Consider the following 25,618-nt stretch of genomic DNA (forward strand, 5'->3'; position numbering starts at 1 on the left):
CTGGAGGTTTGGCCCGCGCGGAAGGGGATGCACAGGCGTGAACGGACCGCTGATCGTGCAGAGCGACAAGACGCTGCTGTTGGAGATCGACCATCCGCAGGCGGCGGAGTGCCGGCGGGTGATCGCGCCGTTCGCGGAGTTGGAGCGGGCGCCGGAGCACATTCACACGTACCGGGTGACGCCGCTGGGGCTGTGGAACGCGCGGGCGGCGGGGCACGACGCCGAGCAGGTGGTGGACGCGCTGGTGACGTACTCGCGCTACCCGGTGCCGCACGCGCTGCTGGTGGACGTGGCGGACACCATGGCGCGGTACGGGCGGCTGCAGTTGCAGAAGCACCCGGTGCACGGGCTGGTGCTGTCCACCACGGACCGGCCGGTACTGGAGGAGGTGCTGCGGTCGAAGAAGGTCGCACCGCTGGTGGGGGCCCGGGTGGACCCGGACACGGTGGTGGTGCACCCGTCGGAGCGCGGGCAGATCAAGCAGGTGCTGCTGAAGCTGGGCTGGCCGGCCGAGGACCACGCCGGGTACGTGGACGGCGAGTCGCACCCGATCCACCTGGAGGAGGACGGCTGGCAGCTGCGCCCGTACCAGCGGCACGCGGTGGACGGGTTCTGGCACGGCGGCTCCGGCGTGGTGGTGCTGCCGTGCGGCGCCGGCAAGACGCTGGTGGGCGCGGCGGCGATGGCGGAGGCCAAGTCGACCACGCTGATCCTGGTGACCAACACCGTCTCGGCCCGGCAGTGGAAGCACGAGCTGGTCAAGCGGACCTCGCTGACCGAGGACGAGATCGGCGAGTACAGCGGCACCCGCAAGGAGATCCGCCCGGTGACCATCGCCACGTACCAGGTGATGACCACCAAGCGGAAGGGCGTGTACCCGCACCTGGAGCTGTTCGACGCCCGCAACTGGGGCCTGGTGGTCTACGACGAGGTGCACCTGCTGCCCGCGCCGGTGTTCAAGTTCACCGCCGACCTGCAGGCCCGCCGCCGGCTCGGTCTGACGGCGACGCTGGTGCGTGAGGACGGCCGCGAGGGCGACGTGTTCTCGCTGATCGGCCCGAAGCGCTTCGACGCCCCGTGGAAGGAGATCGAGGCACAGGGCTACATCGCGCCCGCCGACTGCTGCGAGGTACGGGTGACGCTGTCCGACTCGGAGCGGCTGATGTACGCGACCGCCGAGCCGGAGGAGAAGTACCGGTTCTGTTCGACCACGGTGACCAAGCGCCGGGTGGTGGAGCGGCTGGTGGAGAAGCACAAGGGCGACCAGACGCTGATCATCGGTCAGTACATCGACCAGCTGGACGAGTTGGGCGAGGCGCTGAACGCCCCGGTGATCAAGGGTGAGACCTCGAACGCGCAGCGCGAGAAGCTGTTCGAGGCGTTCCGGTCGAAGGAGATCAGCGTGCTGGTGGTCTCCAAGGTCGCGAATTTCTCGATCGACCTGCCGGAGGCCACGGTGGCCATCCAGGTGTCGGGCACCTTCGGCTCCCGTCAGGAGGAGGCGCAGCGGCTGGGCCGGGTGCTGCGCCCGAAGGCGGACGGGCACGCGGCGCACTTCTACTCGGTGGTCGCCCGGGACACCGTGGACCAGGACTTCGCGGCGCACCGCCAGCGTTTCCTGGCCGAGCAGGGCTACGCGTACCGGATCGTCGACGCGGACGACCTGTAGGCGCGGTTAGAGCTTGACGCCGTCGCGGCCCAGGAAGAGGACGCGCGCGGCGGTGTCGAGCACGATGCCGACGTTGCGGACGACGGCGGCCACCGGGCCCCGGCGGCGCTCCGAGACGCCGTGGGCGCCGTTGACCTGCGGGTTCATTCGTTCGTTCGTCATGTCTCCATGGTGCGTGCGGATCCGGGCGGCAGGCATCAGCCGAAAGGCCGTACCTGTCGGGCGGTTGGTCGTCCTGGAGGCGTACCGACCCCTACGCCCGTCAGGGGGTGATCCCCCAGGGGCGAAGGCCGGGTCGTCCCCGGGAATTGGATTCGCACCCGGACGGCGCCGGGTCTAGGATCGTCCGTCTGCCCCTCCCGAACCGTGGTGCCGCGTCGGCAGCCGTGGGAGGTACCGGCCGCTCGGAAACCGGCCGGTGTCCTTCACCGTGAGCCAAGACGAGTCCGCCGCCCCTGGATGCCGGGCGGCCGGGAAGGTCCGCCGTGCACTCCCCCACTCCCACCGACACGTTCGCCGCCACCGATCCGCTGGGCCGCGAACGCTCCCACCTGGCCGCCTCCCGGGCCGCACTGAAGGCGATGCGCGAGGACGTCGAGGCGCTCGACCTGCGTGACGTCACCGGCACCTGGGTGTCCTCGCTGGTGCTGCAGAAGCAGATCGACGAGCGCATCAAGGCGCTGGCCGACCTCGCGCACACGCCGCTGTTCTTCGGCCGCCTGGACTACCTGCACGCGATCAGCGAGGCCGACTCCGAGGGCAGCGGCGGCGAGCGGTTCTACATCGGCCGCCGGCACGTCCACGACGCCGACGGCGACCCGATGGTGATCGACTGGCGCGCCCCGGTCTCCCAGCCGTTCTACCGGGCCAGCCGCAAGGACCCGATGGACGTCGAGAAGCGCCGCCGATTCGGCTACACCGGTGGCGAGTTGACGGCCTACGAGGACGAGAACCTGTCCGACCCGGACGAGGGCGACAGCCGCTCCGCGCTGCTGGCCGCGGAGATCGAGAAGCCCCGCGTCGGCCCGATGCGCGACATCGTCGCCACCATCCAGCCCGAGCAGGACGAGATCGTCCGCGCCGACATCACCGGCACCGTCTGCGTCCAGGGCGCCCCCGGCACCGGGAAGACCGCCGTCGGCCTGCACCGTGTCGCCTACCTGCTGTACGCGCACCGCGAGCGGCTCGCCCGCACCGGCACCCTGGTGGTCGGCCCGAACCGGTCCTTCCTCCAGTACATCGAGCAAGTCCTGCCCGCGCTCGGCGAGTTGGACGTCGCCCAGGCCACCGTGCAGGAGCTCGTCGGCCACGTCGAGGTGCGCGGCACCGACACCGCCGACGCCGCCCGGATCAAGGGCGACGCCCGAATGGCCCAGGTGCTGCGCAACGCGGTGCGGGCCGGCATCACCCTGCCCACCGAACCCTGCGTGGTGGTCCGCGGCTCCCGCCGCTGGCGCGTGCCCGCGTACGAACTCGAGGAGATCGTCCGCGAGTTGATGGACCGCGAGATCCGCTACGGGGCTGCCGCCGAGGCCCTCCCGCAGCGGATCTCGCACGCCGTGCTGGTCAAGATGGAACAGGGCGGCGAGGCCCCCGACGACCGGGTGCAGGACGCGGTGGCCCGCAACGCCGCCGTGAAGGCCGTCGTCAAAGCCTGCTGGCCGGCCGTCGACCCGGTGAAGCTGGTGCACCGCCTGCTGGCCGACGCCGAGTTCCTGGCCACCGCCGCCGACGGCATCCTGGACGCCGACGAACAGGCCACCATCCGGTGGGCCAAGGCGCCGCGCTCCGCCCGCACCGCACCGTGGTCCGCCGCCGACGCCGTCCTGATCGACGAGACCGCCGACCTGGTCCACCGCACCCCCTCGCTCGGCCACGTGGTCGTCGACGAGGCCCAGGACCTCTCCCCCATGCAGTACCGGGCCGTCGGCCGCCGCTGCACCACCGGCTCCGCGACCGTCCTCGGCGACCTCGCCCAGGGCACCACCCCCTGGGCGACCGCCAGCTGGCAGGAAGCCCTGCACCACCTCGGCAAGGACGGCGCGCACATCGAGGAACTCACCCAGGGCTTCCGCGTCCCCGGCGAGGTCATCGCCTACGCCTCCCGCCTCCTCCCCGCGATCGCCCCCGGCCTGGCCCCCGCGACCTCCGTCCGCGACACCCCCGGTTCCCTGACCATCCGCCACGTCCCCTCCGGGCGGGACGAATCCGTCCTCGCCGCCTGCCAGGACGCCCTCCGGCACGAGGGCTCCGTCGGCCTGATCGCCGCCGACGCCCGCATCCCCGCCCTCGCGGAGACGCTCAGCGCCGCGGGGCTGCCCTGGCTGGAGCCCGGCACCGAGACCACCGCCGACGCCCGCCTCACCCTCGTCCCGGCCTCCCTCGCCAAGGGCCTCGAATACGACTACGTCGTCCTCGACGAACCCGCCGCGATCATCACCGGCGAACCCGACCACCGCACCGGCCTGCGCCGCCTCTACGTGTCACTGACCCGCGCGGTGTCCGGCCTGACGGTGCTCCACACGGACCCGCTGCCGGAGGAGCTGGGCTAGGCAGGGGCGCGAGACAGGGGACGCGAACGCAGGTGGGCGCGAAGACAGGGGCGCGGGGAACTGCGCGCAGCGGAGGCACCCACCCGCAAGATCGCGACGCAGGACAATGACCTGCACTTGATCGCGACCTTGCGGACGTGGCCTGCGCTTGTCGCGCAGTTCCCCGCGCCCCTCTCTGCGCACCTCACTACTCCCCGATGAGCTCCCGCCACTGCACGACCTTCGTCGCGTCCACCGCCCCGGCCCAGCCGCCCAGGCGCACCGCCCCACCGATGTGGAAGGCGTCGAAGCCCGCCGCGCGCAACTCGGGGACGTGTGCGGCGCGCAGGCCGCCGCCGACGAGGATCTGCTGGCGGTAGCCGGGTTCGCCGGACTTGGCGAGTTCGCCGAGGAGGACCTCCCGGCCCGCGTCCACGCCGGCCGGGTCGCCGGAGGTGAGGAAGGTGTCGAGCCCGGGCAGCTCGGCGACGGCGGCGCGGACCTCGGAGCGGTCGGTGCTGTGGTCGATGGCCCGGTGGAAGGTCCAGCGGCAGCCGGTGACGGCGTCGGCGACGGCGCGGGTCGCGTCGAGGTCGATCGCGCCGTCGGGGGTGAGGAAGCCGAAGACGAACTCCTCCGCGCCCTCGGCCCGCAGCGCGGCGGTCCGGGCCAGCAGTACGTCGAGGTCGCCGGGGGTGAAGCCGTCGCGGATGCGGAGCATGACCCGCAGCGGCAGCGAAACGGCGGCGCGGATCGCGGCGAAGTCCTGGACGGTGGGGGTGAGCCCGTCGGCGGCCATGTCGGTGACCAGTTCGAGGCGGTCCGCGCCGCCCGACTCGGCAGCCCTGGCGTCCTGGGGGGTCAGCGCGATCACTTCGAACATTGGTCTAGACATGTCCGACAGCCTGCCACATCGGCCCGCCCCGGGCGACCCCCCTCGGCCGTTCGGCCCCGCGCCCTCTCCCCGTTCGCTCCCCGTCGGCGCCCCGTTCGCCCGTCTCCCTCCCCGTTCGCCCGCCTCCCTCCCCGTTCAGCCCAGCCGGGGCGCGACCTGACGCCCCGCCGGCCGGACGGAGCCGAGCAGTCGGAACGCCAGCAGCAGCGCCAGCGCCGTCCCGAACGCGTACGGCGCGGCCCGCCACACCCCGCCGAGCTGCTCCCAGAGCGAGAACAGGCTGAACCCGGCGGTCAGCGGCAGCAGCGCGACGCCGAATGCGGCGGGCAGCAGCCGGTCGCGGGCGGCGAACAGCATCAGCAGCGGCGGGAGCAGCAGCAGCGCGACGGGCCACCAACCGTCCATCAGGTAGCGGGTGTCGTAGCTGCCCTGGGCCCGGGTCACGGCGAATCCGGCGGCCGCGCCGGCCAGGACCAGCAGCCGGTCGGCCCGGCCGCGGGAGTCGCCCGGCCCGGTCGGTGCGAGGGCCAGCAGCAGGCCCCCCAGCAGGTAGGGCATCAGGACGACGGCGGAGTAGAGGAAGAACCAGCCGCTGCCGGGCTTCGGGCCGAACAGGTCCAGCGCGGCGTACCCGATCCGGACGACGCCGAGCAGCGCCACCACGGCGCCGAGCAGCCGGACGGCCCGCCAGGCGCCGAACGCGGCGGCGGCGGCCAGCAGCAGCGGGACGACGACGAGGCCCAGCACGGCGAGGTTCTCCACCAGTCGGGCCCACGGCACGGCCGTTCCGGCCCGGGCGGCGTCGGTGATCCCGAACTCCCGCCAGTCGCCGGTGCCGGGCAGGGTGCCGAGGCCGAGCAGGGTGCCGGCCAGCAGCGGGGCGGCGGCGACCAGCAGGCGGCCGGGGAGCGCGGTCTCGGTCAGGCCGGTGCGTAGCCGCAGGCCGTAGCCGGCGAGGTCGAGTGCCTCGCGGGCGGTGGCGAGGCGGCCGGAGCCGGCGGTGGTGTCGGCGAACACCTCGGCGAGTTCGGCGCCCCGGTCGCGGCGGTAGCGGGCGGGGTAGAGCGCGAGGGCGGTGCGCAGCGCCAGGTTCATGCGGTGGCCCCCCGGGGACGGGCGGCGCCGCCGAGACGGCGCTGCGCCTCGGCGGCGACGGTGCGCAGCCGTTCGGCCTCGGTGGCCAGGACGTCCCGGCCGGTGCCGGTGAGGGCGTAGGTGCGGCGGGCCCGGCCGTCGACGATCTCCTCGGCGGCGACCTCGATCAGGCCCTGCTGGAGCAGCCGGTCGAGGGCGCCGTACAGGGTTCCGGTGCGGAGCCTGACCCGCCCCCCGGAGATCGCTTCGACCTCCTGGATCAGCGCGTATCCGTGCCGGGGGGCGTCCGCGAGGGCGGTGAGCAGCAGCAGGGTGGGTTCCTGCATGGCGCGTTCAGTCATACGACTACATATATCGCCGACCTTCCTATCCCCGCCATCCGGATCCGCTCCGCCCTGCGGGGTCGTCCCGGCGCAGCGCGCCGAGCAGGCCGGCCAGCACCGGCAGCCCCAGGGCGAACAGCGCCAGGGTGGCCCACGGGATGTCGGCGGTGTTCAGCACGGCGGGCGCGCCCATCACCCCGGTCACCCGGGAGCGCAGCAGGGCGTAGGCGGGGACGAAGCCGCTGACGGTGCCGAGCAGGGCGCCGAGCAGGGAGATCAGTCCGGCCTGGAGTCCGGCGACGGTGCGCCGGGTGCGCGGCCGGGCGCCGATCGCGGACAGCAGGACGCGTTCGCGGCGGGCGTCGTCGGCGGCCAGCGCGGTGGAGACCACGGCCGCGCCGAGCACCACCAGGGCGGCGAAGCCGCTGAGCGCGACCCGCACCACGCTGTCCTGCGGCCGGAAGCCGCGCTCCACCCCGAACTCGGAGTGCGGGGCGAGCCGGGCGACGGTGGCGGCGGCCCGCTGTTCGGCCCGGTCGGGGACGGGCGTGGTGGGCAGCCAGATCGCCCCGGCCGGCGTGACCTTCAGGCCGAGTCCGCGGATCGTCTCGGGCGCGATCACCAGCGGCGCGTAGCGCTGCGCGGCGGGCCGCTCGACCAGGACGGCCTCGACGGTGACGTCCTTGGCCTCCATGCCGTTGCCCAGCATCCGCAGCACCGCCTTGCCGTCGTGCAGGTAGGACGGGTCGGTGACCACGGCCTTCCCGGCGAGCAGCGCCGTCTCGGCGGCCGGGTCGCGCACCGCCAGCAGGTTGTGCAGCACCGGGACGTCGCCGACCACGGCCGGCCTGGTGACGCGCTGGCCGTAGCGCTGCCCGCCCTCCGCGTACACCACGCTGGAGCAGCCCTCGCAGAACACGTACTGGGCCTCGTACAGGTCGGCCCGCTCGCCGAGGTCCGGCAGGTCCTGGACCAGGGCCGTGCGCAGCTGCGGCAGGGCGTCGGTGTCGCCGTGCACGGTGAGCCGGACGGCGCCGACGGGCTGTTCCAGCCGGTAGGAGGCGCGGTCCTGGGCCTCGGCGCCGGCGGTGTGCACGCCGACCGCGACGGCTCCGGCGACGGCGGCCAGCACGGCGGCGACGGCGGGCCCGGTGCGGGAGCGGTGCCGGGCGGTGTCGCGCAGCGCGAGCCGCGGGCCGACGGGCAGCAGGCGGGCGAGCCGGCCGAGCAGGGCGAGCAGCAGCGGGGTGAACAGCAGCAGGCCGAGTTCGGCGAGCGTCGCGCCGCCCAGCACCGCCAGGGTGCGTATCGACAGTCCGGCGACCACCGGCATCCCGCCGGTCGGGGCGACCACCGCGCCGTACAGCGCGAGCCCGCTGCCGAGCAGCACGACGACCAGGCCGAGCAGCGGCGTCCAGCGGGCGGAGCGGCGCACCGGGTCACGGTCCGTCAGGCCGTCGAGCACCTCGCGGCGTCCGGCCTGCAGGGCGGGCAGCAGCGCGGCCAGCAGGGCGGTGACCACGCCGACGGCGGCGATCGCCAGCAGGTCGGACGGGTTCAGGGTGAGCTGCCCGAACCGGCTGCCGCCCCACTCCTCGATCCGGGTGCGCAGCACGGCGACCAGGGCGGCGCCGACCACGGTGCCGAGGACCGCGCCGGCCGCGCCGAGCACCAGGCCGCCGCCGAGCACCACGGCCCGGACGTGCCCGGGGCGACCGCCGGCCGCGCCGAGCAGGGCGAGTTGGCGGCGGGCCCGCCGGGCGCCGACCGCGAAGGCGGGGCCGGCCAGCAGCGCGACCTCCAGCAGGGCCATCGCGGCGGTGGTGGCGACCGTCATCAACCGGCGCTCGCGGGCGTCCTGGGCGCCGACGGCCTCCTGCCCGGCCAGCACCTCGGCCGGCGGGTGCGCGGCGACCTGACGGCTCGCCAGGGTGTAGCCGTAGCGGTTGAGTTCGCGCACCTGCTCCCAGCCGAGCTGCGCCCCGGCGGACAGCCGGACCAGCCAGGCGGCCTTGCCGGCGGCGGCCTGTTCGGCACTCGGGTTCTGCGGGGCGAGCCCGGCGACGACCTGAGCGGCGTCCAGCTGCTGGTACAACTCGCCGGGGCGGGCGACCAGTTCGGACTTGTTCAGGTCACCGGGGAGCTCGACGGTGCCGGTCAGTGTGAACGGGGTGGACTCCAGGCCGCGGACGGTGACCCGGTCGCCGATCCGCAGGCCGGTGCCGGTGAGGAACGCCCGGGTGGCAGCGGCCTCGTGGGCGGCGGCGGGAGCCCGGCCGGAGACCAGGTTCAGCCGGCCCTGCCAGAGCTCGCCGGTCAGATCGGCCTCGAAGGTGTCGACGGGAGCCAGGCCGTCCTTGGTCTGCACGGCCGCCACCGGGCCGGTGCGGGCGGGGATCAAGGTGCTGCCCTTGGGGAGCAACTCGCCGAGCAGCGCGGTCGGTTCGGTGGCGGCGGCGCGCTTCTGCTCGGGCGTCTCGTTGCCGGGGCGCAGTGGCAGGGTGCGGACGCCGTCGGCCGGGAACACCGACTGCTCGATGCTCCGGCCCGGGTCGTAGGCGCCGATCAGCGCGTCGGAGCGGCCCATCAGCCGGTCGGAGCGCTCGGCGGCGGTGAGCTGTCCGCTGCGGTGCACCACGTCCACGCCGGTCGCGCCGAGCACCGGCAGCGCGATCATCGCGACCACCAGGGCGCTGCGGCCCTTGGCCCGCCAGGCGTCGCGGCGCGCCATCCGCAGCACCGCCCGCCAGGCGCTCATCGGCCGGCCCCGGTGCGCTGCGCGGCCTCCCGCAGGTACCGGCCGTCCCGGAGGAACACCACCCGGTCCGCCCAGGCCGCGTGGGTGGCGTCGTGAGTGACCATCATGGCGGCGGCTCCGGCGTCGCAGCGCGAACGCAGCACCTGGAGCACGGCCTCGCCGGTGGCGGAGTCGAGCGCGCCGGTCGGCTCGTCGGCGAGCACCAGGCGGCGTTCACCCGCCAGCGCCCGGCCGATCGCCACCCGCTGCTGCTGGCCGCCGGACATGTCCTCCGGGAAACGGTCGGCGAGTTGGGCGATGCCCAGTTCCTCCAGTGCGGCCAGCGCCTCCGCGCGGGCGGTCCGGGCGGAGACGCCGTCGAGTTCGCGCGGCAGCGAGATGTTCTCGGCGGCGGTCAGCGACGGAATCAGGTTGTACGACTGGAACACGTAGCCGACCGAACGGCGGCGCACATCGGCCAACCCGGCCCGGCTCAGGCCCTCCAGCGGGGTGCCCTCGACCAGCACCCGGCCGACCGACGGGCGGTCCAGGCCGCCGGCCAGCGCGAGCAACGTGGACTTCCCGGAGCCGGACGGCCCCATCACGGCCAGGAACTCCCCGGCGCGCACCTCCAGGTCGATCGGATGCAGGGCGTGCACCTGGGCCTCGCCCCGGCCGTGCACCCGCCCGACTCCCTCCAGGCGCAGCACGGCCTGCGCGCTCGATCCGGTCATGACTCCCCCTCGGAACAGCGGAACGTCTTGCATACCGAGTATGTATAGCCTTCGCGCGACGACTACTCAAGTCTGCGTCATAAGTCGGTGAACTACCTATAGTGTGGGTCACATCCGGGCCACCTCCGGCAGGGAGCAGAATGACCGTCATGACCGCATCGCTGTCCGAGCGCTGGCACGCCCTGCTCACCCGCTGCGGCGCCACCGTCAACCCGGAGCCGTACGCCCGCGACCTGCTCGCCCGCTGGGCCGAACCGCAGCGCCGCTACCACACCACCGACCACCTGCGGGCCGTCCTGGACCGGATCGACGAACTCGCCGACCACGCCGAGGACCCGGACGCCGTCCGGCTGGCCGCCTGGTTCCATGACGCCGTCTACCGGCCCGACCGTTCCGAGAACGAGGAACGCAGCGCCGCCCTCGCCTGCCGCGCCCTGCGCGAGGCGGGCCTGCCCGAATCCCTGGTCCACGAGGTCGCCCGCCTGGTCCGGCTCACCCTCACCCACCACCCCGCACCCGGCGACCACAACGGCGAAGTCCTCTGCGACGCCGACCTCGCCGTCCTCGGCTCACCCCCCGACCGCTACGCGGCTTACACCGCCGCCATCCGCGAGGAATACTCCTTCGTCCCCCCGGACGCCTTCCGCGAGGGCCGCACCGCGATCCTCCACCACCTCCTCGCCCTCCCCGCCCTCTACCGCACCCCCGAGGCCCACACCCGCTACGACGCGCAAGCGCGAGCGAACATGCAGGCCGAACTCAGGGAGCTGGGGGGCTGAAAACAGGGGGCGCAAAAGCAGGTGGGCGCGAAAACAGGTGGGCGCGAGAGCAGGTGGGCGCGAAAACAGGGGCGCGTGGGGGTACCTCCCGGCCCGCTAGGGCTGGGGGAGAACTGCGCGAAGCGGAAGGCGCCCACCAGCCAGATCGCGACGCAGGACAGTCACTTGCACTTGATCGCGACCTTGCGGACGGGCTTGCGCTTGTCACGCAGTTCTCCCCGCGCCCCCGGTGTCGCGCCCGCCTGCGTTCGCACCCTCTCGTGCCCCCCTACTCTCACTCCAGCGAACCCACCGCCGCGACGACCATCCCCTTCTTGCCGCACACCCAGTGCGGATCCGCCCCCAACTCCGGCTCCACGCCGAGCGCGTGCGGGTCGTCCTCCGCCGCGCACGCGGAACAGAGCGGCCAGCGCCCGTACGACTCCAGCAGCGCGTCCTGTACGTCCTGGGCGATCAGCCCGAGCACGAACTCGCAGCCGTCGGGCCACTGTTCGAGCCACCAGCGGCGGTGGGTGACGGCGTCCTCGACCAGCGAGACGATCGCGGCGTCGGCGACGTCACGCGCGGTGAGGTCGGCGAGGATCAGTGCGCGGGCGTTGTGCAGGGCGGCTTCGATCTGGGGGCTGGCCATCCGCCCATTGTCCCAAACCGCCGCGACAAGCAGGAACGCCGCGAGGGCGGCCTCCCGAAGGAGACCGCCCTCACGGCGTGAGAACGACGGATCCGTCCGAAGGGCCGGATCAGAAGTCCATGTCACCGCCCGGCATGCCGCCGCCGGCGGCCGCAGCGGCCTTCTCCGGCTTGTCGGCGATGACGGCCTCGGTGGTGAGGAACAGCGCCGCGATGGAGGCGGCGTTCTGCAGGGCGGAGCGGGTGACCTTGGCGGGGTCGATGATGCCGGAGGCGATCAGGTCGACGTACTCGTTGGTCGCGGCGTTCAGGCCGTGGCCGGCGGGCAGGTTGCGGACCTTCTCGACCACGACGCCGCCCTCGAGGCCGGCGTTGGTGGCGATCTGCTTGATCGGGGCTTCCAGGGCCACGCGGACGATGTTGGCGCCGGTGGCCTCGTCGCCGTCCAGCTCCAGCTTCTCGAACGCGACACCGGCCTGCAGCAGGGCGACGCCACCACCGGCGACGATGCCCTCCTCGACGGCGGCCTTGGCGTTGCGCACCGCGTCCTCGATGCGGTGCTTGCGCTCCTTGAGCTCGACCTCGGTGGCCGCGCCGGCCTTGATGACGGCCACGCCGCCGGCCAGCTTGGCGAGGCGCTCCTGGAGCTTCTCGCGGTCGTAGTCCGAGTCGGAGTTCTCGATCTCGGCGCGGATCTGGTTGACGCGACCGGCAACCTGGTCGCTGTCGCCGCCGCCGTCGACGATGGTGGTCTCGTCCTTGGTGATGACGACCTTGCGGGCGGTGCCCAGCAGGTCCAGGCCGGCGTTCTCGAGCTTGAGGCCGACCTCCTCGGAGATCACGGTGCCGCCGGTCAGGATGGCGATGTCGCCCAGCATGGCCTTGCGGCGGTCGCCGAAGCCCGGGGCCTTGACGGCGACGGACTTGAAGGTGCCGCGGATCTTGTTCACGACCAGGGTCGACAGGGCCTCGCCCTCGACGTCCTCGGCGATGATGACGAGCGGCTTGCCGCTCTGCATGACCTTCTCCAGCAGCGGGAGCAGGTCCTTGACCGAGGAGATCTTGGAGTTGGCGATGAGGATGTACGGGTCCTCGAAGCTCGCCTCCATGCGCTCCAGGTCGGTGGCGAAGTAGGCGGAGATGTAGCCCTTGTCGAAGCGCATGCCCTCGGTGAGCTCGAGCTCCAGGCCGAAGGTGTTGCTCTCCTCGACGGTGATGACGCCTTCCTTGCCGACCTTGTCCATGGCCTCGGCGATGAGCTCGCCGATCTGGGTGTCGGCGGCCGAGATGGAGGCGGTGGAGGCGATCTGCTCCTTGGTCTCCACGTCCTTGGCCTGGGCCAGCAGCTGGTCGGAGACGGCGGCGACGGCCTTCTCGATGCCGCGCTTCAGGGCCATCGGGTTGGCGCCGGCGGCGACGTTGCGCAGACCCTCGCGGACGAGCGCCTGGGCCAGCACGGTGGCGGTGGTGGTGCCGTCACCCGCGACGTCGTCGGTCTTCTTGGCGACCTCCTTGACGAGCTCGGCACCGATCTTCTCGTACGGGTCCTCGAGCTCGATCTCCTTGGCGATGGAGACACCGTCGTTGGTGATGGTGGGGGCACCCCACTTCTTCTCCAGAACGACGTTGCGACCCTTGGGGCCGAGCGTGACCTTCACGGCGTCGGCAAGCTGGTTCATGCCACGCTCAAGGCCGCGGCGGGCTTCCTCGTCAAAGGCGATGATCTTGGCCATTAGAAGTGGTCCTCCGGGACACGGTCGACTGCTCGGACCAAGGGGGTGCCCGCGACGGACGGCCCAGGAGAGCGCGGGTCCTGTCCCCGCCGCTTCCGGGGCCTCACCGGCCCGGTCCGTTGTCACTCTCACGCTGTGAGTGCTAACGCCAATGATTAGCACTCGGGGGTGTCGAGTGCAAGCCCATTCGGCGCCCTCCGACAGCCCTCCCGGGAAACCCGCAGGCCGGACCGGAGAACGCCGACAGGCCCGACCCCGGACGCGTCGCGCCGGGGCCGGACCTGCCGGGTCGTACCTGTCGTGGGTGCGGTCTACCGGGCCGTCAGGCGCCGGCGGCGCGGACCATGTCGGCCTGCGGACCCTTCTGACCCTGCGAGATCTCGAACTCGACCCGCTGGCCCTCTTCCAGGGTGCGGTAGCCGTCCATCTGGATCGCGCTGTAGTGGACGAACACGTCCGCTCCACCGTCGACCGCGATGAAGCCGTAGCCCTTCTCGGCGTTGAACCACTTGACGGTGCCCTGAGCCATTCCGAACTCCCCTTGTGCTGTGCTGGCCCTTCAGAGATCCGCGGGACGCGGACCCGGAGGTCTGGAAGGCCGGCCTGTGGGGACTCCCCCCCGTACGGCGCAGCCTCTGTCGCGGCTGAATGTATCCGGATATGCGCCCTCTGCAACAGGGCCTAATTTTGCGGAAACTCCGCGCCCGGCAGGGGATATGACGGGGCGAAAGGTATGCAGGGCGACAATTGCCACCGGACATAACGGACGCGTCCCCGCAAATCGCCGGAAGAATTCTGACGGCGGCCTGACAGGCCGAGCGGCGAACGGTCCGGCGCAGGTCTCGGAGCGCGGGACGGGACGGGGCCGGCGCGAGGTGCGGCGCGGGGAAAAACGAGGATTGGAACGGGCCGTATCGGGGAACGGCTCCACCGGCACTCTACTCCCCCGCAAAGGCGGGAATTCCAGCGGCCCGCCGGGTCGGAATCACGGCTGCCCGCACGCCCTCGGCCGATGCGCCGAGCCGCCGCCGGGCGGCTCGGAAATCGAATTCCGAGCGCGCGCCCGACGGCGGCGGAGCGAATGCGCGGGGCGGCGTCAGCAGCCGCCGGCCACCGCCGGAATGATCGACACCGAGGCGCCGTCCTTGATCTCGGTCTCCAGACCGTCCGCGAAGCGCACGTCGTCGTCGTTGACGTACACGTTCACGAAGCGGCGCAGCTTGCCGGTGTCGTCCAGCAGGCGGGCGGCGATGCCGGTGTGGTTGGCCTCCAGGTCCGCGACGACGGCGGCCAGGGTGGCGCCCTCGGCGGTCACCTCGGCGGCGCCGCCGGTGTAGGTGCGGAGGATGGTGGGGATGCGGACGGTGGCGCTCATGGGGTTGGCTCCTCGAAGAACTTGGGGGGTCGGGCCGGGAGGGTTCAGGCGGAGGCGAGACCGGCGGCGCGGAAGGACTCCAGCGTCGGGCGGATCACGGCGGTCATGCCGGAGTCGGCGACCGCGTCGAGGGTCTTCAGGCCGTCCCCGGTGTTGATCGCGACGGTCTCCTTGCCCGGGTCGAGCTGCCCGGTCTCGACCAGCTTCTTCAGCACGCCGATGGTGACGCCGCCCGCGGTCTCGGCGAAGATGCCCTCGGTGCGGGCCAGCAGCTTGATCGCCTCGACCACCTGGGCGTCGGTGACGTCCTCGACGGCGCCGCCGGTGCGGCGGGCGATGTCGAGCACGTACGGGCCGTCGGCGGGGTTGCCGATCGCCAGCGACTTGGCGATGGTGTCCGGCTTGACCGGCTTGATCACGTCGCGGCCGGCCTTGAACGCGGCGGAGACCGGGGAGCAGCCCTCGGCCTGGGCGCCGAAGATCCGGTACGGGCGGTCCTCGACCAGGCCGAGCTTGATCAGCTCCTGCAGGCCCTTGTCGATCTTGGTGAGCTGGGAGCCGGAGGCGATCGGGATGACGATCTGCTCGGGCAGCCGCCAGCCGAGCTGCTCGCAGATCTCGAACGCCAGGGTCTTGGAGCCCTCGCCGTAGTACGGGCGCAGGTTGACGTTGACGAAGCCCCAGCCCTCGCCGGCCGGGTCGCCGATCAGCTCCGAGCAGAACCGGTTCACGTCGTCGTAGTTGCCGTCGATGCCGACCAGCTCGCCGCCGTACACAGCGGCCATCACGACCTTGCCCTGCTCCAGGTCGTGCGGGATGAACACGCAGGACTTGAAGCCGGCCCGGGCCGCGGCGGCGCCCACCGCGCCCGCCAGGTTACCGGTGGACGAGCAGGACAGCGTGGTGAAGTCGAAGGCGCGGGCGGCCTCGATCGCGCAGGCCACCACCCGGTCCTTGAACGAGTGGGTGGGGTTGCCGGAGTCGTCCTTGATGTGCAGCTGCGCGGTGAAGCCCAGCTCGCGGCCCAGGTTGTCGGCCTTCACCAGCGGGGTCCAGCCCGGGTTCAGGTTCGGCTTGCCCGCGACGTCGGCCGGGACGGGCAGCAGCGGGGCGTAGCGCCAGATCGACGCCGGGCCGGCCTCGATCCGCTTGCGCAGCTCCTCGGCGTCGTGGCCGGCGTAGTCGTAGGCGACCTCCAGCGGGCCGAAGCACTCCAGGCACGCGAAGCTCGGGCCGAGCGGGAAGCGGGTGCCGCACTCGCGACAGGACAGTGCGGTGGCCGGACCGAGATCGACGGCGGCAGCTGCGGGGGTGTCAACAGCCATGGTGGCGAGGCCCTTTCTCCTCATCTTCCCCGGGACGCGGTCGCGCCCGGGCCGGAATTGGCACCTGTCCCGCCGGGCCCTGCGAGGCCGCGCGAGAAGGTTGCCGGGACGTCAACGGGCCGTTCCCTCAGTCCCTCTGGATGAGCTCTGTGAAGTTGTGGTCGTACGCTGCGAGCGACCCCGGCGTGCGAAGGTCCGAGCGCAGTACGAAGACTGTAACGGAAGGCCGGTGCAGTCCAACCTCACCGTCCGACACCCGAGACAGACCGAGACAGGGAGCGAGATCTTGGCCGAGCAGCCCGAGCCCGGGGTCCTGCCGGAAGTGGCCGACTGGCTGCGCCGCCGGTCCTGGACGGCCGCCGACCGGCCGCTCGACCGGCTGCTCGCCGCCAAGCACGCCGCCGGCCCGGCCGGCACCGTCAGCGTGGTGCTGCCCGCCCTGGACGAGGAACCCACCGTCGGCGAGATCGTCAGCACGATCCGCACCGAGCTGATGGAACGCGTCCCGCTGGTCGACGAACTGCTGGTGGTCGACTCCGGCTCGGTGGACGGCACCGCCGCCGCCGCGGCCGCCGCCGGCGCCCGGGTGGTGCACCGCGACGCCATCCTGCCCCGGCTGCCCGCCGCCCCCGGCAAGGGCGAGGTGCTGTGGCGCGCACTGCTCGCCAGCAGCGGCGCGATCGTCTGCTACATCGACGCCGACCTGCGCGAGTTCGACCCGGCATTCGTCTCCGGCATCGTCGGCCCGCTGCTCACCGACCCCGCCCTGCACCTGGTCAAGGCCATGTACGACCGCCCCTTCGAGGCCGACGGCGCCATCGTCCCGGCCGGCGGCGGCCGGGTCACCGAACTGGTCGCCCGCCCGCTGCTCAACCTGCACTGGCCGCAGCTGGCCGGCTTCGTCCAGCCGCTCGGCGGCGAGTACGCGGCCCGCCGCAGCCTGCTGGAGCGGCTGCCCTTCCCGACCGGCTACGGCGTCGAACTCGGCCTGCTGGTCGACGCGTTGGAGCTGGTCGGGCTGGACGCGCTGGCCCAGGTCGACGTCGGCGTCCGGCACCACCGCCACCAGGACGGCCAGGCCCTCGGCCGGATGGCCGCCACCATCTACCGCACCGCCCTGGAACGCCTCGACCGCGCCCACCGCCTGAAGGCCGACGACGACCTGGTCCGCCCCCTGCTCACCCAGTACACCCGCACCACGGACGGCTTCACCCCCCGCACCCACCCCGTGCCGGCCACCGAACGCCCGCCGATGATCACCGTCCCGGAGTACCGCAACCGCTGACCGCGACCGCACGCCCGTCCCGGCGAACGGCATCCACCTGCCCGATCAGCCGGCCGCCGTGGTGGCCCTCGGTGCCGCCGCTGCCCGACCACGGCCCGGCCCGCCCGTTCCCGGAGGGCTGACCCCACTGTTCACCCGGCGCGAGCCGTGCCGGGTGGTTTGGTCCGCTGGTCGCACGGCAAGGTTGGCTGTATGGCCGATCACGCGTCCGAACGCCCCAAGCAGTCCGGAACCGCCCCGATCCTGGTGGCCTCCAACCGCGGCCCGGTGTCCTTCCGCACGGAGGACGACGGCGCGCTGAGCCTCCGCAGAGGCGGCGGCGGCCTGGTCTCCGGGCTCTCCGCGATCGACGACCCGAACGCCGTCTGGGTCTGCGCCGCCCTCTCCGCCGCCGACCGCACCGCCGCCCGGCAGGCCCCCGACGGACGCCTCGACCGGGCCGGCCACGACGTCGGCGGACAGGCCGTCCGGATGCTGGACATCGACCCGGAGACCTTCGCCCGCGCCTACAACGGCGTCGCCAACTCCACCCTGTGGTTCGTCCACCACCTGCTGTACGACACCCCCACCAAACCCGTCTTCGACGACCGCTTCCGCACCGAATGGGCCGCCTACCGGGCCTACAACACCGCCTTCGCCGAGGCCCTCGCCGCCGAAGCCGCCCCCGGCGCCGCCGTCCTGGTGCAGGACTACCACCTCTCCCTGGCCCCCGCGCTGCTCCGCGAACTCCGCCCCGACCTGCGCATCGGCCACTTCTCGCACACCCCCTGGGCCCCGCCCGACTACTACCGGCTGCTGCCCGACGACGTCGCCGCCGAGGTCCTCCGCGGCATCCTCGGCGCCGACCGCGCCGCCTTCCTCACCCGCCGCTGGGCGCTCGCCTTCGCCGACTGCTGCGAAACCGTCCTCGGCGCGGGCATCGACCGCGACGCCCTCACCGTCACGCACGCCGGCCGCACCACCCGGCTCGGCGTCCACGGCCTCGGCGCCGACGCCGCGTTCCTGCGCGAACGCGCCCACCGGCCCGACGTCGACGAACGCCTCGCCGCCCTGCGCGAAGCCGTCGGCCACCGGCGCACCATCGTCCGGGTCGACCGCACCGAACTCAGCAAGAACATCGTCCGCGGCCTGCTCGCCTACCGGCACCTGCTGCGCACCCGTCCCGAATGGCTCGGCCGGGTCGTCCACGTCGCCTTCGCCTACCCCTCGCGCACCGACCTCGTCGAATACCGCGAGTACACCGCCGCCGTGCAGCGGATCGCCGAAGAGATCAACAGCGAATTCGCCACCGCCGACTGGCAACCGCTGATCCTGCACGTCGAGGACGACTTCCCCCGCTCCCTCGCCGCCTACCGGCTCGCCGACGTCGCCCTGGTCAACCCCGTCCGCGACGGCATGAACCTGGTCGCCAAGGAAGTCCCCGTCGTCTCCGACCACGGCTGCGCCCTGGTCCTGTCCCGGGAGGCCGGCGCCCACGCGGAACTCGCCGACGACGCGATCACCATCAACCCCTTCGACATCGTCGCCACCGCCGAGGCCCTGGCCCAGGCCCTCGCCATGCCCCCCACCGACCGCACCGCCCGCACCAAGCGCCTGGCGGCCGCGGCGACAGCGCTGCCGCCCCAGCAGTGGTTCCTGGACCAGCTCCACGCGTTGTGAGCAAGCCCAGGGAGCCGAGCACCACTGGGGTGCCGGGGCCTGCGCGGAGGCGAACCCAGGGCCGTGCTCACGCACCCAATCGCTGTGCCAGCTCGTTGAGCAGGTCCACCACCCCCGCGGGCCCCGCCACCACCAGGTCCGCGCGCTCGGCCAGTTCCCGGACGGGGGGCTCGCCGGTGACGGGGCCGCTGCAGACGAGGAGGCCGGGGTGGCCCTGCGCCCGGCGCTCGGCGACAGCCTCGTACGCGGCGATGTCACCGAGATCGTCGCCGGCGAACAGCACCGGCCCGGCCTCCCGTTCGGCGAGGAACCTCCGGAGAGCGACGCCCTTGTCGACCCCGGGCGGGCGCAGCTCCAGCACCATCCGCCCGGGTTCGACCACCAGCCCGTGCCGCTGGGCGAGTTCGGCCAACGGCGCGCGCAGCCGCTCCAGCTCGCCGGAGGGGTCGTCCGCGCGCCGGGTGTGCACCGCCAGCGCCCGCCCCTTGTCCTCCACGAAGACACCCTCGGCCGCCTTCAACTCCTCCAGCAGCACTGGCAGTTCACCCCGAACAGCCGCAACGCCCAACGGGGCCGGCGCCGCGGTGACAGCGCCCGTGCGCGCGTCCCAGCGCTCCGCGCCGTAGTGGCCGAGGACGGTCAGGTGCTCCAGGCCGGGAGTGGCGGCGAAGCCGCCGTACCCGGCGGCGGTCGCGGCGGGTCGGCCGGTGACGATGACGACCGAGCCGACCAGCGGGGCGAGTGCGGTGAGGGCGGGGACGACGCCGGGGTGGGCGCGGGCCAGTTCGGGGTCGGCGACGATCGGAGCGAGTGTGCCGTCGAAGTCGAGTCCCACGACCGCGGAGCCCGGGTCGGCGAGCAGGCCCGCCAGTCCGGACCGCCCTGCCTGGGACGTGATCTGCTCAGCAATTCCCATGGCCCCGACGCTACCGGGCGCAGGCCGCCGACGGGCCCCGATCGCGTCACTGCCGGGCGTCGCGCCGCCCCTGCCGCACCCGCCGCAGCCGGTTGACCAGGACGGGTGCGTGGGCGAGTGCCTCCGGCCGGTCGAGCAGGGCGTTGAGCAGCTGGTAGTAGCGGGTGGCGGAGATGCCGAGTTCCTGCCGGATCGCCTGTTCCTTGGCGCCGGCGGTCCGCCACCCGCGTGCTTCCAGTTCGAGTACCGCCCGGTCGCGGTCGGTCAGTTCGGCCATGTGTCCAGGCTAGACACCGCAGCCGTCAGCCCCCGGCCGGGCACCGCGGCCGTCAGCCCTTGCGGGCCCGCGACGCCTCCGCCGTGGCGGCGGACTGGAGGTCGCCGAGCACGTCCGAGGAGCCGGCCCGCACGGCCTCGCCTATGCGCTGCTTGAGCATGCTGTTGACCTTGTCCCAGGACGGGTCGCCGAGCGGGTAGAAGCTCGCGCTCGGCAGCGCGTTGAGGAACTCGTTGAGGTCCTTGTGCGCGGGGTTGGCGGACATGTCCTCAAGGGTGTCCTGGGTGACGGGCAGCATGTTGTACTGCTCGTCGAACTTGAGGGTGTTCTCCTTCGCGTAGGCGAAGTCGAGGAACTTCTTGATCTCCGCCCGGTGGCCGTTCGCCTTGAACGCCATCACCCAGTCGGCGACGCCCAGCGTCGAGGGCTTGATGCCGGTGTCCTTGCGCGGGATCGTGGCGGTGCCGTACTGGATGTGCCCCGCGACGGCCTTGCTGATCAGCCCGGGGTGGCCGTTGAGCATGGCGGTCTTGCCGGCCGCGAAGTCAGCGAACGCGGTCTTGCGGTCGACCTTGGCCGGGTCGTCGTAGGTGAGGTGCTTCTCGACCAGGTTGGTGCGCAGCCAGGAGAAGGTGGCGCGGTTCGCCGCGCTGTCGATGGTGTAGTTGCCGATGCTGTCGGCGAGTCCGCCGCCGCCGCTCATCGTCCAGATCATCGCCTCGCCCTGGGCCTCCTCGGGGCCGAGCGGCAGCGCGTACGGGGTGACGCCGGGGACCTTGGCCTTGATCTGTTCGGCGGCGCGGCGCACGTCGTCCCAGGTGGTGGGCGGGTTGGTGATGCCGGCCTTGGCGAAGATCTCCTTGTTGTAGAAGAAGACCCGGCTGGAGGAGATGAACGGGATGCCGTACTGGCTGCCGAGCACCTGGCCGGCCTTGGCGAAGGAGTCGAGCAGGTTGACCTGGGTGCGGTTGGAGAGCACGTCGCCGGCCGGGTAGAGGCGGTTGGCGACGACCTGGTCCGCGTAGCCGCCGGTCTGCGCGATGTCGGGGGTCTTGCCCTTCGCGATCAGGTCGGCGAGGTGCTTGTCGATGTCGTTCCAACTGACCACATCGACCTTGATCTTGATGCCGGAGTTGGCCGCCTCGAAGCGGCGGGCCAGATCGTTCCAGTAGATCGAGCTGGAGTTGGTCTCGTTGTCGCCGTAGTCGGCTGCGACCAGATTGAGCGTGACACCCCCCGACATGTCCAGGACTCCGCAGCCGGTGAGCAGCAGGGATCCGACGATGGGCAGGGGGAGCAGCGCTGATCGCTTCACAGATGGACCGCCTTCATAAGGGTTACAGCGTGACCCTGACAGGCGTCCGGCGGCCCGGTCCAGGCCTGCTGGAACGGAGTTAACGAAGTGTCACATCCAGTTGCGCTCAGTGTGACGGTCCATCAGAAACTGTCCGAATAGCGGACGCTCACGCCTTGAGAACGGTGACCCGTGCGTCGGCGAAGGCGGCCGCCACCGGGTCGGCGACCTGGTCGTCGGTGACCAGGATGTCCACCCGGTCCAGGCCGCAGATCCGGGCGAAGGCGCGGTGGCCCAGCTTGGAGGAGTCGGCGGCGACCACCACCCGGCGGGCCCGCTCGGCGAGCAGCCGGTTGACCGCCGCCTCGCCCTCGTGGTGGGCGGTGGCGCCGTGTTCGGCGTCGATCGCGTCCACGCCCAGCACGGTGGTGTCCAGGGTGAGTTCGCCGAGCACCTGGGCGGCCAGCGGGCCGATCAGCTCGTAGGACTGCGGTCGGGCGACGCCGCCGGTGACCACGATCTTCACCTGTGGACGGACCGTCAGTTCGTTGGCGATGTTGAGCGCGTTGGTGACCACAGTGAGGCTCTGGCCGTTCTCGGGGTGCTCGGCCAGGTCGGGCCGGACGGCGAGGGCGCGGGCCACCTCGGTGGTGGTGGTGCCGCCGTTCAGGCCGACCACCTCGCCGGGCGCGATCAGGCCGGCCACCAGGGCGCCGATCCGCTGCTTGGCGTCGGCGTTGCGGGCGGTCTTGTAGCGCAGCGGCAGATCATAGGAGACGCTGTGCGCCACCGCGCCGCCCCGGGTGCGGGTGACCATCTGCTGACGGGACAGCTGGTCGAGGTCGCGCCGGATGGTCGCGGCCGAGACGTCCAGCGCGCCGGCCGCCTCCTCGACGTCCAGCTTGCCGTGCTCGGCCAGCAGTTCCAGCAGCGCGTTCCACCGTTCGTACCTGGACACCGTTCCGCTCCTTCCGCGCTCGCCACCGCGCGCCCCGCGGCCCGGTCGGGAAAGCTTCGCACAACCCGGTCACGGCGGATGCATTGCGCGATGCTGCGCGAAAAGGCTATAAAACAATCAGATTTGCGCACGCGCTCACTCGGCTGCAGGAATGCAGCCGCCCGGTGACAGCCGAAGGAGTCCGCACCATGCCGCACCCGTCCCTGACCGGCGAGGAGATCGCCACCCAGCCCGAGAACTGGCGCACCGCCGCGGCGCTGGCGGCGAGCGGCCCGGCCGGCCTGCCGCAGCGCGGCGAGCGCGTGGCCGTGGTCGGCTGCGGCACCTCGTGGTTCATGGCGCAGGCGTACGCCGCGCTGCGCGAGGCCGGCGGCCACGGCGAGACCGACGCCTTCGCCGCCTCCGAGTTTCCGCACGGGCGCCGCTACGACCGGGTGCTGGCGATCACCCGCTCCGGCACCACCACCGAGGTGCTGCGGCTGCTCGCCGACACCGACCTGCCGAGCACCGCGATCACCGCCTGCCCCGACCAGCCGGTCGCCGCGGACGCCGGGCACCTGATCGACCTGGGCTTCGCCGACGAGCGCTCGGTGGTGCAGACCCGCTTCGCCACCACCGTGCTGGCCCTGCTCCGCGCCCACCTGGAGCTGGAGGAGGCCCGCCCGGTGGGCGTCGCCACCGTCGCCGAGGCCGCCGCGGACGCCGAGCGCGCCGTCGCCTGGGAGGTGCCGCAGGAGCTGGTCGAGCTGGAACAGATCTCCTTCCTCGGCGCGGGCTGGACCAACGGCCTGGCCCAGGAGGCCGGCCTGAAGATGCGCGAGGCCGCGCTGGCCTGGACCGAGGCGTACCCGGCGATGGAGTACCGGCACGGTCCGATCTCGATCACCGCTCCGGGCCGCGCCACCTGGGCCTTCGGCGCCCTCCCGGCCGGACTGGCGGACGAGGTGGCGGCGGTCGGCGGCCTGCTGGTGGCCGGCTCCGGCGCGGGCGGCCTGGACCCGCTGGCCGACCTGGTCCGGGTGCACAAGCTGGCCGTCGCGCTGGCCGCGCACCGCGGTCTGAACCCGGACGAACCGCGCAACCTGACCCGTTCGATCATCCTGGCCTGACCGTCCGCCCGGGCCCGGCAAAACCCCCAGGAGTCGGCATAGCGCGACAAAGCTCACCTCTCAGGACCAGACCAATCGAGCAACTGGACTAGACCTCTTCGACCTGGCCAAGGGAAACTGTCCCCCGTGAAGCACGTCATCGCACTTGATGTAGGCGGCACCGGCATGAAGGCCGCGCTGGTCGCCCAGGACGGCTCCGTGCTGTACGAGGCACGCCGACCGACCGGGCGGGAGCACGGCACCGACGCCGTCGTCGCCACCATCCTCGACTTCGCCGCCGACCTGGCGCAGGAGGGCCGCACCCGGTTCGGTGCCGCCCCCCTCGCGGCAGGCGTCGCCGTGCCGGGAACGATCGACGAGAAGAACGGGATCGCGGTCTTCTCCGCCAACCTCGGCTGGCGGGACCTGCCGATGCGCAGGCTGCTCGGCGAGCGCCTCGGCAACATCCCGGTCGCCCTCGGCCACGACGTCCGCTCCGGCGGGCTCGCCGAGGGCCGGATCGGGGCCGGTCGGGGAGTCGACCGCTTCCTGTTCATCGCGCTCGGCACCGGTATCGCCGGCGCGATCGGCATCCACGGCGCCATCGAGGCCGGCGCCCACGGCTACGGCGGCGAGATCGGGCACGTGGTGGTCCGCCCCGGCGGCCCGCAGTGCGGCTGCGGCGCCCGCGGCTGCCTGGAGACCCTGGCCTCCGCCTCCGCGGTGTCCCGGGCCTGGGCCGAGGCCACCGGCGACCCGGAGGCCGACGCCGCCGCCTGCGCGCTGGCCGTCGAGGCCGGCGACCCGGCGGCCCTGGTGGTCTGGCAGAACGCGGTGGACGCGCTCGCCGACGGCATCGTGGTGGCGCAGAGCCTGCTCGACCCGTCGACGGTGATCGTCGGCGGCGGGCTGGCGGAGGCCGGTGACACCCTCTTCACACCGCTGCGCGCGGCGGTGACCGAGCGCCTGACCTTCCAGATGCCCCCGAAGGTCGTTCCGGCCATGCTCAAAGACACCGCCGCGTCCCTGGGCGCCGGTTTGCTCGCCTGGGATCTGCTCTCCATGGAGGTGACCGCGTGACCGCGGACCGAACTGCACTGGCCGGAGCCCGACTTGTCGTCCCCGGCGGGGTGATCGAAGGCGGCCGGCTCACGGTCGTGGGCCCGCGCATCGCGGACCTCGGCGGCGAGCGGGCGCCCGGCGACCTCGACCTGACCGGTTGCACCGTCGTCCCCGGCTTCGTCGACCTGCACGTGCACGGCGGCGGCGGCGCCTCGTACGCGTCCGGCGTCGCCGAGGAGGCGCTCACCGCCGCCCGCACGCACCTGGAGCACGGCACCACCACGACGATGGCCTCCACCGTCACCGGCGAGATCGACGAGGTCTGCCGCCAGGCGGCCGTGCTCTCCGAACTCGTCGAGGACGGCGTCCTGGCCGGCATCCACTTCGAGGGCCCGTTCATCTCCCCGGGCCGGTGCGGCGCCCACCGCCCCGACCTGCTGCGCGACCCCGACCCGGCGCTGGTGCGCAAGCTCGCCGACGCCGCCCGCGGCCACGCGAAGATGTTCACCCTCGCCCCGGAGCTGCCCGGCGGCCTGGAGTCCGTCCGGATGCTCGCCGACCAGGGCATCATCGCCGCCGTCGGCCACACCGACTCCGACTACGCGGTCACCCTGGAGGCGATCGACGCCGGAGCCACCGTCGCCACCCACCTGTTCAACGCGATGCCGGGCATCCAGCACCGCGCCCCCGGCCCGATCGTCGCGCTGCTGGAGGACGAGCGGGTCACCGTCGAGCTGATCAACGACGGGATCCACCTGCACCCCTCGGTGCTCGAACTCGCCTACGGCACGGCCGGCGCCGAACGGGTCGCGCTGATCACCGACGCGATGGGCGCGGCCGGCATGGGCGACGGCCTGTACCCGCTGGGCCCGCTCCAGGTCCGGGTCGAGAACGGCGTCGCCCGCCTGGTCGAGGGCGGCTCCATCGCCGGCTCCACCCTCACCCTGGACGTCGCCTTCCGGCGCGCCGTCACCGTGCTCGGTCTGTCCCTGAACCAGGCCGTCACCTCGCTGTCCACCGTCCCGGCCCGGCTGATGGGCCTGGCCGACACCCTCGGCACCCTGGAGGCAGGCAAGAACGCCGACCTGGTCGTCCTCGACTCCGACACCTACGAGCTCGCCGCGGTGATGCGCCGCGGCGAGTGGATCGTCGGCGCGGACCGCTTCACCAGGGCCGGCAACCCGGCCTGACCCGGCACCGCCCGCAAGGGCGGGTCCGCACGGAGGGTGAGCAGCGGAAACCTGCGCCTCGTT

Annotated in this window: 23 protein-coding genes and 1 riboswitch; of the genes, 8 read left to right on the forward strand and 15 right to left on the reverse strand. The window is 72.8% G+C overall.

Annotated features, from left to right (window positions below; translation table 11 throughout):
* Window positions 1-37: 37 nt before the first annotated feature.
* Window positions 38-1,669: a DNA repair helicase XPB gene (locus ACZ6R9_RS10090; protein WP_380488943.1), complete on the forward strand. Its 1,632-nt coding sequence runs from the start codon at window positions 38-40 to the stop codon at window positions 1,667-1,669.
* 6 nt (window positions 1,670-1,675) lie between these two features.
* Here the strand turns inward: ACZ6R9_RS10090 and ACZ6R9_RS10095 are convergent, their stop codons facing one another.
* Window positions 1,676-1,831: a hypothetical protein gene (locus tag ACZ6R9_RS10095; RefSeq protein ID WP_380488944.1), complete on the reverse strand. Its 156-nt coding sequence runs from the start codon at window positions 1,829-1,831 to the stop codon at window positions 1,676-1,678.
* 323 nt (window positions 1,832-2,154) lie between these two features.
* On the opposite strand from ACZ6R9_RS10095, the gene ACZ6R9_RS10100 reads away from it, so the two are divergent.
* Entirely contained in the window at window positions 2,155-4,221 is a 2,067-nt protein-coding gene (locus tag ACZ6R9_RS10100) for a HelD family protein (RefSeq protein WP_465537586.1), read from the forward strand.
* Window positions 4,222-4,408: 187 nt separating this feature from the next.
* On the opposite strand, the gene ACZ6R9_RS10105 is transcribed toward ACZ6R9_RS10100, so the two are convergent.
* The 5 genes from ACZ6R9_RS10105 to ACZ6R9_RS10125 form a co-directional block, all read right to left on the reverse strand.
* The gene (locus ACZ6R9_RS10105) at window positions 4,409-5,095 is read right to left on the reverse strand and encodes a copper homeostasis protein CutC (protein ID WP_380488527.1); all 687 of its coding nucleotides are present in this window, start codon (window positions 5,093-5,095) and stop codon (window positions 4,409-4,411) included.
* A gap of 135 nt (window positions 5,096-5,230) precedes the next feature.
* Complete coding sequence (locus tag ACZ6R9_RS10110; protein WP_465537588.1) at window positions 5,231-6,190, reverse strand: hypothetical protein; 960 nt, start codon at window positions 6,188-6,190, stop codon at window positions 5,231-5,233.
* Complete coding sequence (locus tag ACZ6R9_RS10115) at window positions 6,187-6,531, reverse strand: PadR family transcriptional regulator (protein WP_380488530.1); 345 nt, start codon at window positions 6,529-6,531, stop codon at window positions 6,187-6,189. Before ACZ6R9_RS10115 ends, ACZ6R9_RS10110 begins: the two co-directional genes overlap by 4 nt.
* Window positions 6,532-6,556: 25 nt before the next feature.
* Complete coding sequence (locus ACZ6R9_RS10120; RefSeq protein WP_465537590.1) at window positions 6,557-9,271, reverse strand: ABC transporter permease; 2,715 nt, start codon at window positions 9,269-9,271, stop codon at window positions 6,557-6,559.
* Window positions 9,268-9,984: an ABC transporter ATP-binding protein gene (locus tag ACZ6R9_RS10125; RefSeq protein ID WP_465537592.1), complete on the reverse strand. Its 717-nt coding sequence runs from the start codon at window positions 9,982-9,984 to the stop codon at window positions 9,268-9,270. The genes ACZ6R9_RS10120 and ACZ6R9_RS10125 overlap by 4 nt, the downstream gene beginning before the upstream one ends.
* A gap of 149 nt (window positions 9,985-10,133) precedes the next feature.
* Here ACZ6R9_RS10125 and ACZ6R9_RS10130 point away from each other — a divergent pair, with 149 nt between their 5' ends.
* The gene (locus ACZ6R9_RS10130) at window positions 10,134-10,763 is read left to right on the forward strand and encodes an HD domain-containing protein (protein WP_465537594.1); all 630 of its coding nucleotides are present in this window, start codon (window positions 10,134-10,136) and stop codon (window positions 10,761-10,763) included.
* Between the two features lie 274 nt (window positions 10,764-11,037).
* Here ACZ6R9_RS10130 and ACZ6R9_RS10135 read toward each other — a convergent pair whose 3' ends face one another.
* The 5 genes from ACZ6R9_RS10135 to thrC form a co-directional block, all read right to left on the reverse strand.
* The gene (locus ACZ6R9_RS10135) at window positions 11,038-11,394 is read right to left on the reverse strand and encodes a hypothetical protein (RefSeq protein WP_380488536.1); all 357 of its coding nucleotides are present in this window, start codon (window positions 11,392-11,394) and stop codon (window positions 11,038-11,040) included.
* A 109-nt stretch (window positions 11,395-11,503) separates the two neighbouring features.
* On the reverse strand, window positions 11,504-13,126 hold the full coding sequence (groL, locus tag ACZ6R9_RS10140) for a chaperonin GroEL (protein WP_380366033.1): 1,623 nt from the start codon (window positions 13,124-13,126) through the stop codon (window positions 11,504-11,506).
* 322 nt (window positions 13,127-13,448) lie between these two features.
* Entirely contained in the window at window positions 13,449-13,655 is a 207-nt protein-coding gene (locus tag ACZ6R9_RS10145) for a cold-shock protein (protein ID WP_014137493.1), read from the reverse strand.
* Between the two features lie 567 nt (window positions 13,656-14,222).
* The gene (locus ACZ6R9_RS10150) at window positions 14,223-14,501 is read right to left on the reverse strand and encodes a MoaD/ThiS family protein (RefSeq protein WP_380488537.1); all 279 of its coding nucleotides are present in this window, start codon (window positions 14,499-14,501) and stop codon (window positions 14,223-14,225) included.
* Window positions 14,502-14,545: 44 nt separating this feature from the next.
* Complete coding sequence (thrC, locus tag ACZ6R9_RS10155) at window positions 14,546-15,826, reverse strand: threonine synthase (protein ID WP_465537597.1); 1,281 nt, start codon at window positions 15,824-15,826, stop codon at window positions 14,546-14,548.
* Window positions 15,827-15,843: 17 nt separating this feature from the next.
* A riboswitch (SAM riboswitch) is annotated at window positions 15,844-15,973 on the reverse strand.
* A gap of 139 nt (window positions 15,974-16,112) precedes the next feature.
* Between thrC and ACZ6R9_RS10160 the strand changes: the two genes are divergently transcribed.
* Window positions 16,113-17,111: a glucosyl-3-phosphoglycerate synthase gene (locus tag ACZ6R9_RS10160; RefSeq protein ID WP_380488539.1), complete on the forward strand. Its 999-nt coding sequence runs from the start codon at window positions 16,113-16,115 to the stop codon at window positions 17,109-17,111.
* 192 nt (window positions 17,112-17,303) lie between these two features.
* Window positions 17,304-18,770, forward strand: coding sequence for an alpha,alpha-trehalose-phosphate synthase (UDP-forming) (locus tag ACZ6R9_RS10165; protein WP_465537600.1), 1,467 nt, complete (start codon window positions 17,304-17,306; stop codon window positions 18,768-18,770).
* Between the two features lie 67 nt (window positions 18,771-18,837).
* Here the strand turns inward: ACZ6R9_RS10165 and otsB are convergent, their stop codons facing one another.
* From otsB to ACZ6R9_RS10185, 4 genes are all read right to left on the reverse strand, one after another.
* Window positions 18,838-19,686, reverse strand: a complete 849-nt coding sequence (otsB, locus tag ACZ6R9_RS10170) for a trehalose-phosphatase (protein ID WP_465537602.1) — start codon at window positions 19,684-19,686, stop codon at window positions 18,838-18,840.
* Window positions 19,687-19,732: 46 nt separating this feature from the next.
* The gene (locus ACZ6R9_RS10175) at window positions 19,733-19,963 is read right to left on the reverse strand and encodes a DUF3263 domain-containing protein (RefSeq protein WP_380488543.1); all 231 of its coding nucleotides are present in this window, start codon (window positions 19,961-19,963) and stop codon (window positions 19,733-19,735) included.
* A gap of 52 nt (window positions 19,964-20,015) precedes the next feature.
* Entirely contained in the window at window positions 20,016-21,278 is a 1,263-nt protein-coding gene (locus ACZ6R9_RS10180) for an extracellular solute-binding protein (protein ID WP_380488544.1), read from the reverse strand.
* 148 nt (window positions 21,279-21,426) lie between these two features.
* Window positions 21,427-22,215, reverse strand: coding sequence for a DeoR/GlpR family DNA-binding transcription regulator (locus tag ACZ6R9_RS10185; protein WP_380488545.1), 789 nt, complete (start codon window positions 22,213-22,215; stop codon window positions 21,427-21,429).
* 188 nt (window positions 22,216-22,403) lie between these two features.
* Here ACZ6R9_RS10185 and ACZ6R9_RS10190 point away from each other — a divergent pair, with 188 nt between their 5' ends.
* The 3 genes from ACZ6R9_RS10190 to nagA all read left to right on the forward strand — a co-directional run bounded on the left by ACZ6R9_RS10190 (window position 22,404) and on the right by nagA (window position 25,555).
* Window positions 22,404-23,324 carry an SIS domain-containing protein gene (locus ACZ6R9_RS10190; protein ID WP_465537604.1) on the forward strand — a complete coding sequence of 307 codons (921 nt, stop codon included), beginning with the start codon at window positions 22,404-22,406 and terminating at the stop codon, window positions 23,322-23,324.
* Between the two features lie 126 nt (window positions 23,325-23,450).
* Complete coding sequence (locus ACZ6R9_RS10195; protein ID WP_465537606.1) at window positions 23,451-24,383, forward strand: ROK family protein; 933 nt, start codon at window positions 23,451-23,453, stop codon at window positions 24,381-24,383.
* A complete protein-coding gene (gene nagA, locus ACZ6R9_RS10200; RefSeq protein ID WP_380488548.1) occupies window positions 24,380-25,555 on the forward strand; it encodes an N-acetylglucosamine-6-phosphate deacetylase in 1,176 nt (391 codons plus the stop codon). Before ACZ6R9_RS10195 ends, nagA begins: the two co-directional genes overlap by 4 nt.
* The last annotated feature ends 63 nt before the right edge of the window (window positions 25,556-25,618 follow it).

The organism is Kitasatospora sp. NPDC048662, from assembly GCF_055587065.1.

What these genes read in the sequence shown, in the direction of transcription:
- ACZ6R9_RS10115 (WP_380488530.1), bottom strand. Translation starts at nt 6,531, where the DNA reads ATGACTGAACGCGCCATGCAGGAACCCACCCTGCTGCTGCTCACCGCC.
- ACZ6R9_RS10145 (WP_014137493.1), bottom strand. Translation starts at nt 13,655, where the DNA reads ATGGCTCAGGGCACCGTCAAGTGGTTCAACGCCGAGAAGGGCTACGGC.
- groL (WP_380366033.1), bottom strand. Translation starts at nt 13,126, where the DNA reads ATGGCCAAGATCATCGCCTTTGACGAGGAAGCCCGCCGCGGCCTTGAG.
- ACZ6R9_RS10135 (WP_380488536.1), bottom strand. Translation starts at nt 11,394, where the DNA reads ATGGCCAGCCCCCAGATCGAAGCCGCCCTGCACAACGCCCGCGCACTG.
- ACZ6R9_RS10150 (WP_380488537.1), bottom strand. Translation starts at nt 14,501, where the DNA reads ATGAGCGCCACCGTCCGCATCCCCACCATCCTCCGCACCTACACCGGC.
- ACZ6R9_RS10130 (WP_465537594.1), top strand. Translation starts at nt 10,134, where the DNA reads ATGACCGCATCGCTGTCCGAGCGCTGGCACGCCCTGCTCACCCGCTGC.
- ACZ6R9_RS10110 (WP_465537588.1), bottom strand. Translation starts at nt 6,190, where the DNA reads ATGAACCTGGCGCTGCGCACCGCCCTCGCGCTCTACCCCGCCCGCTAC.
- ACZ6R9_RS10190 (WP_465537604.1), top strand. Translation starts at nt 22,404, where the DNA reads ATGCCGCACCCGTCCCTGACCGGCGAGGAGATCGCCACCCAGCCCGAG.
- ACZ6R9_RS10105 (WP_380488527.1), bottom strand. Translation starts at nt 5,095, where the DNA reads ATGTCTAGACCAATGTTCGAAGTGATCGCGCTGACCCCCCAGGACGCC.
- otsB (WP_465537602.1), bottom strand. Translation starts at nt 19,686, where the DNA reads ATGGGAATTGCTGAGCAGATCACGTCCCAGGCAGGGCGGTCCGGACTG.
- thrC (WP_465537597.1), bottom strand. Translation starts at nt 15,826, where the DNA reads ATGGCTGTTGACACCCCCGCAGCTGCCGCCGTCGATCTCGGTCCGGCC.
- ACZ6R9_RS10165 (WP_465537600.1), top strand. Translation starts at nt 17,304, where the DNA reads ATGGCCGATCACGCGTCCGAACGCCCCAAGCAGTCCGGAACCGCCCCG.
- ACZ6R9_RS10175 (WP_380488543.1), bottom strand. Translation starts at nt 19,963, where the DNA reads ATGGCCGAACTGACCGACCGCGACCGGGCGGTACTCGAACTGGAAGCA.
- ACZ6R9_RS10095 (WP_380488944.1), bottom strand. Translation starts at nt 1,831, where the DNA reads ATGACGAACGAACGAATGAACCCGCAGGTCAACGGCGCCCACGGCGTC.
- ACZ6R9_RS10125 (WP_465537592.1), bottom strand. Translation starts at nt 9,984, where the DNA reads ATGACCGGATCGAGCGCGCAGGCCGTGCTGCGCCTGGAGGGAGTCGGG.
- ACZ6R9_RS10120 (WP_465537590.1), bottom strand. Translation starts at nt 9,271, where the DNA reads ATGAGCGCCTGGCGGGCGGTGCTGCGGATGGCGCGCCGCGACGCCTGG.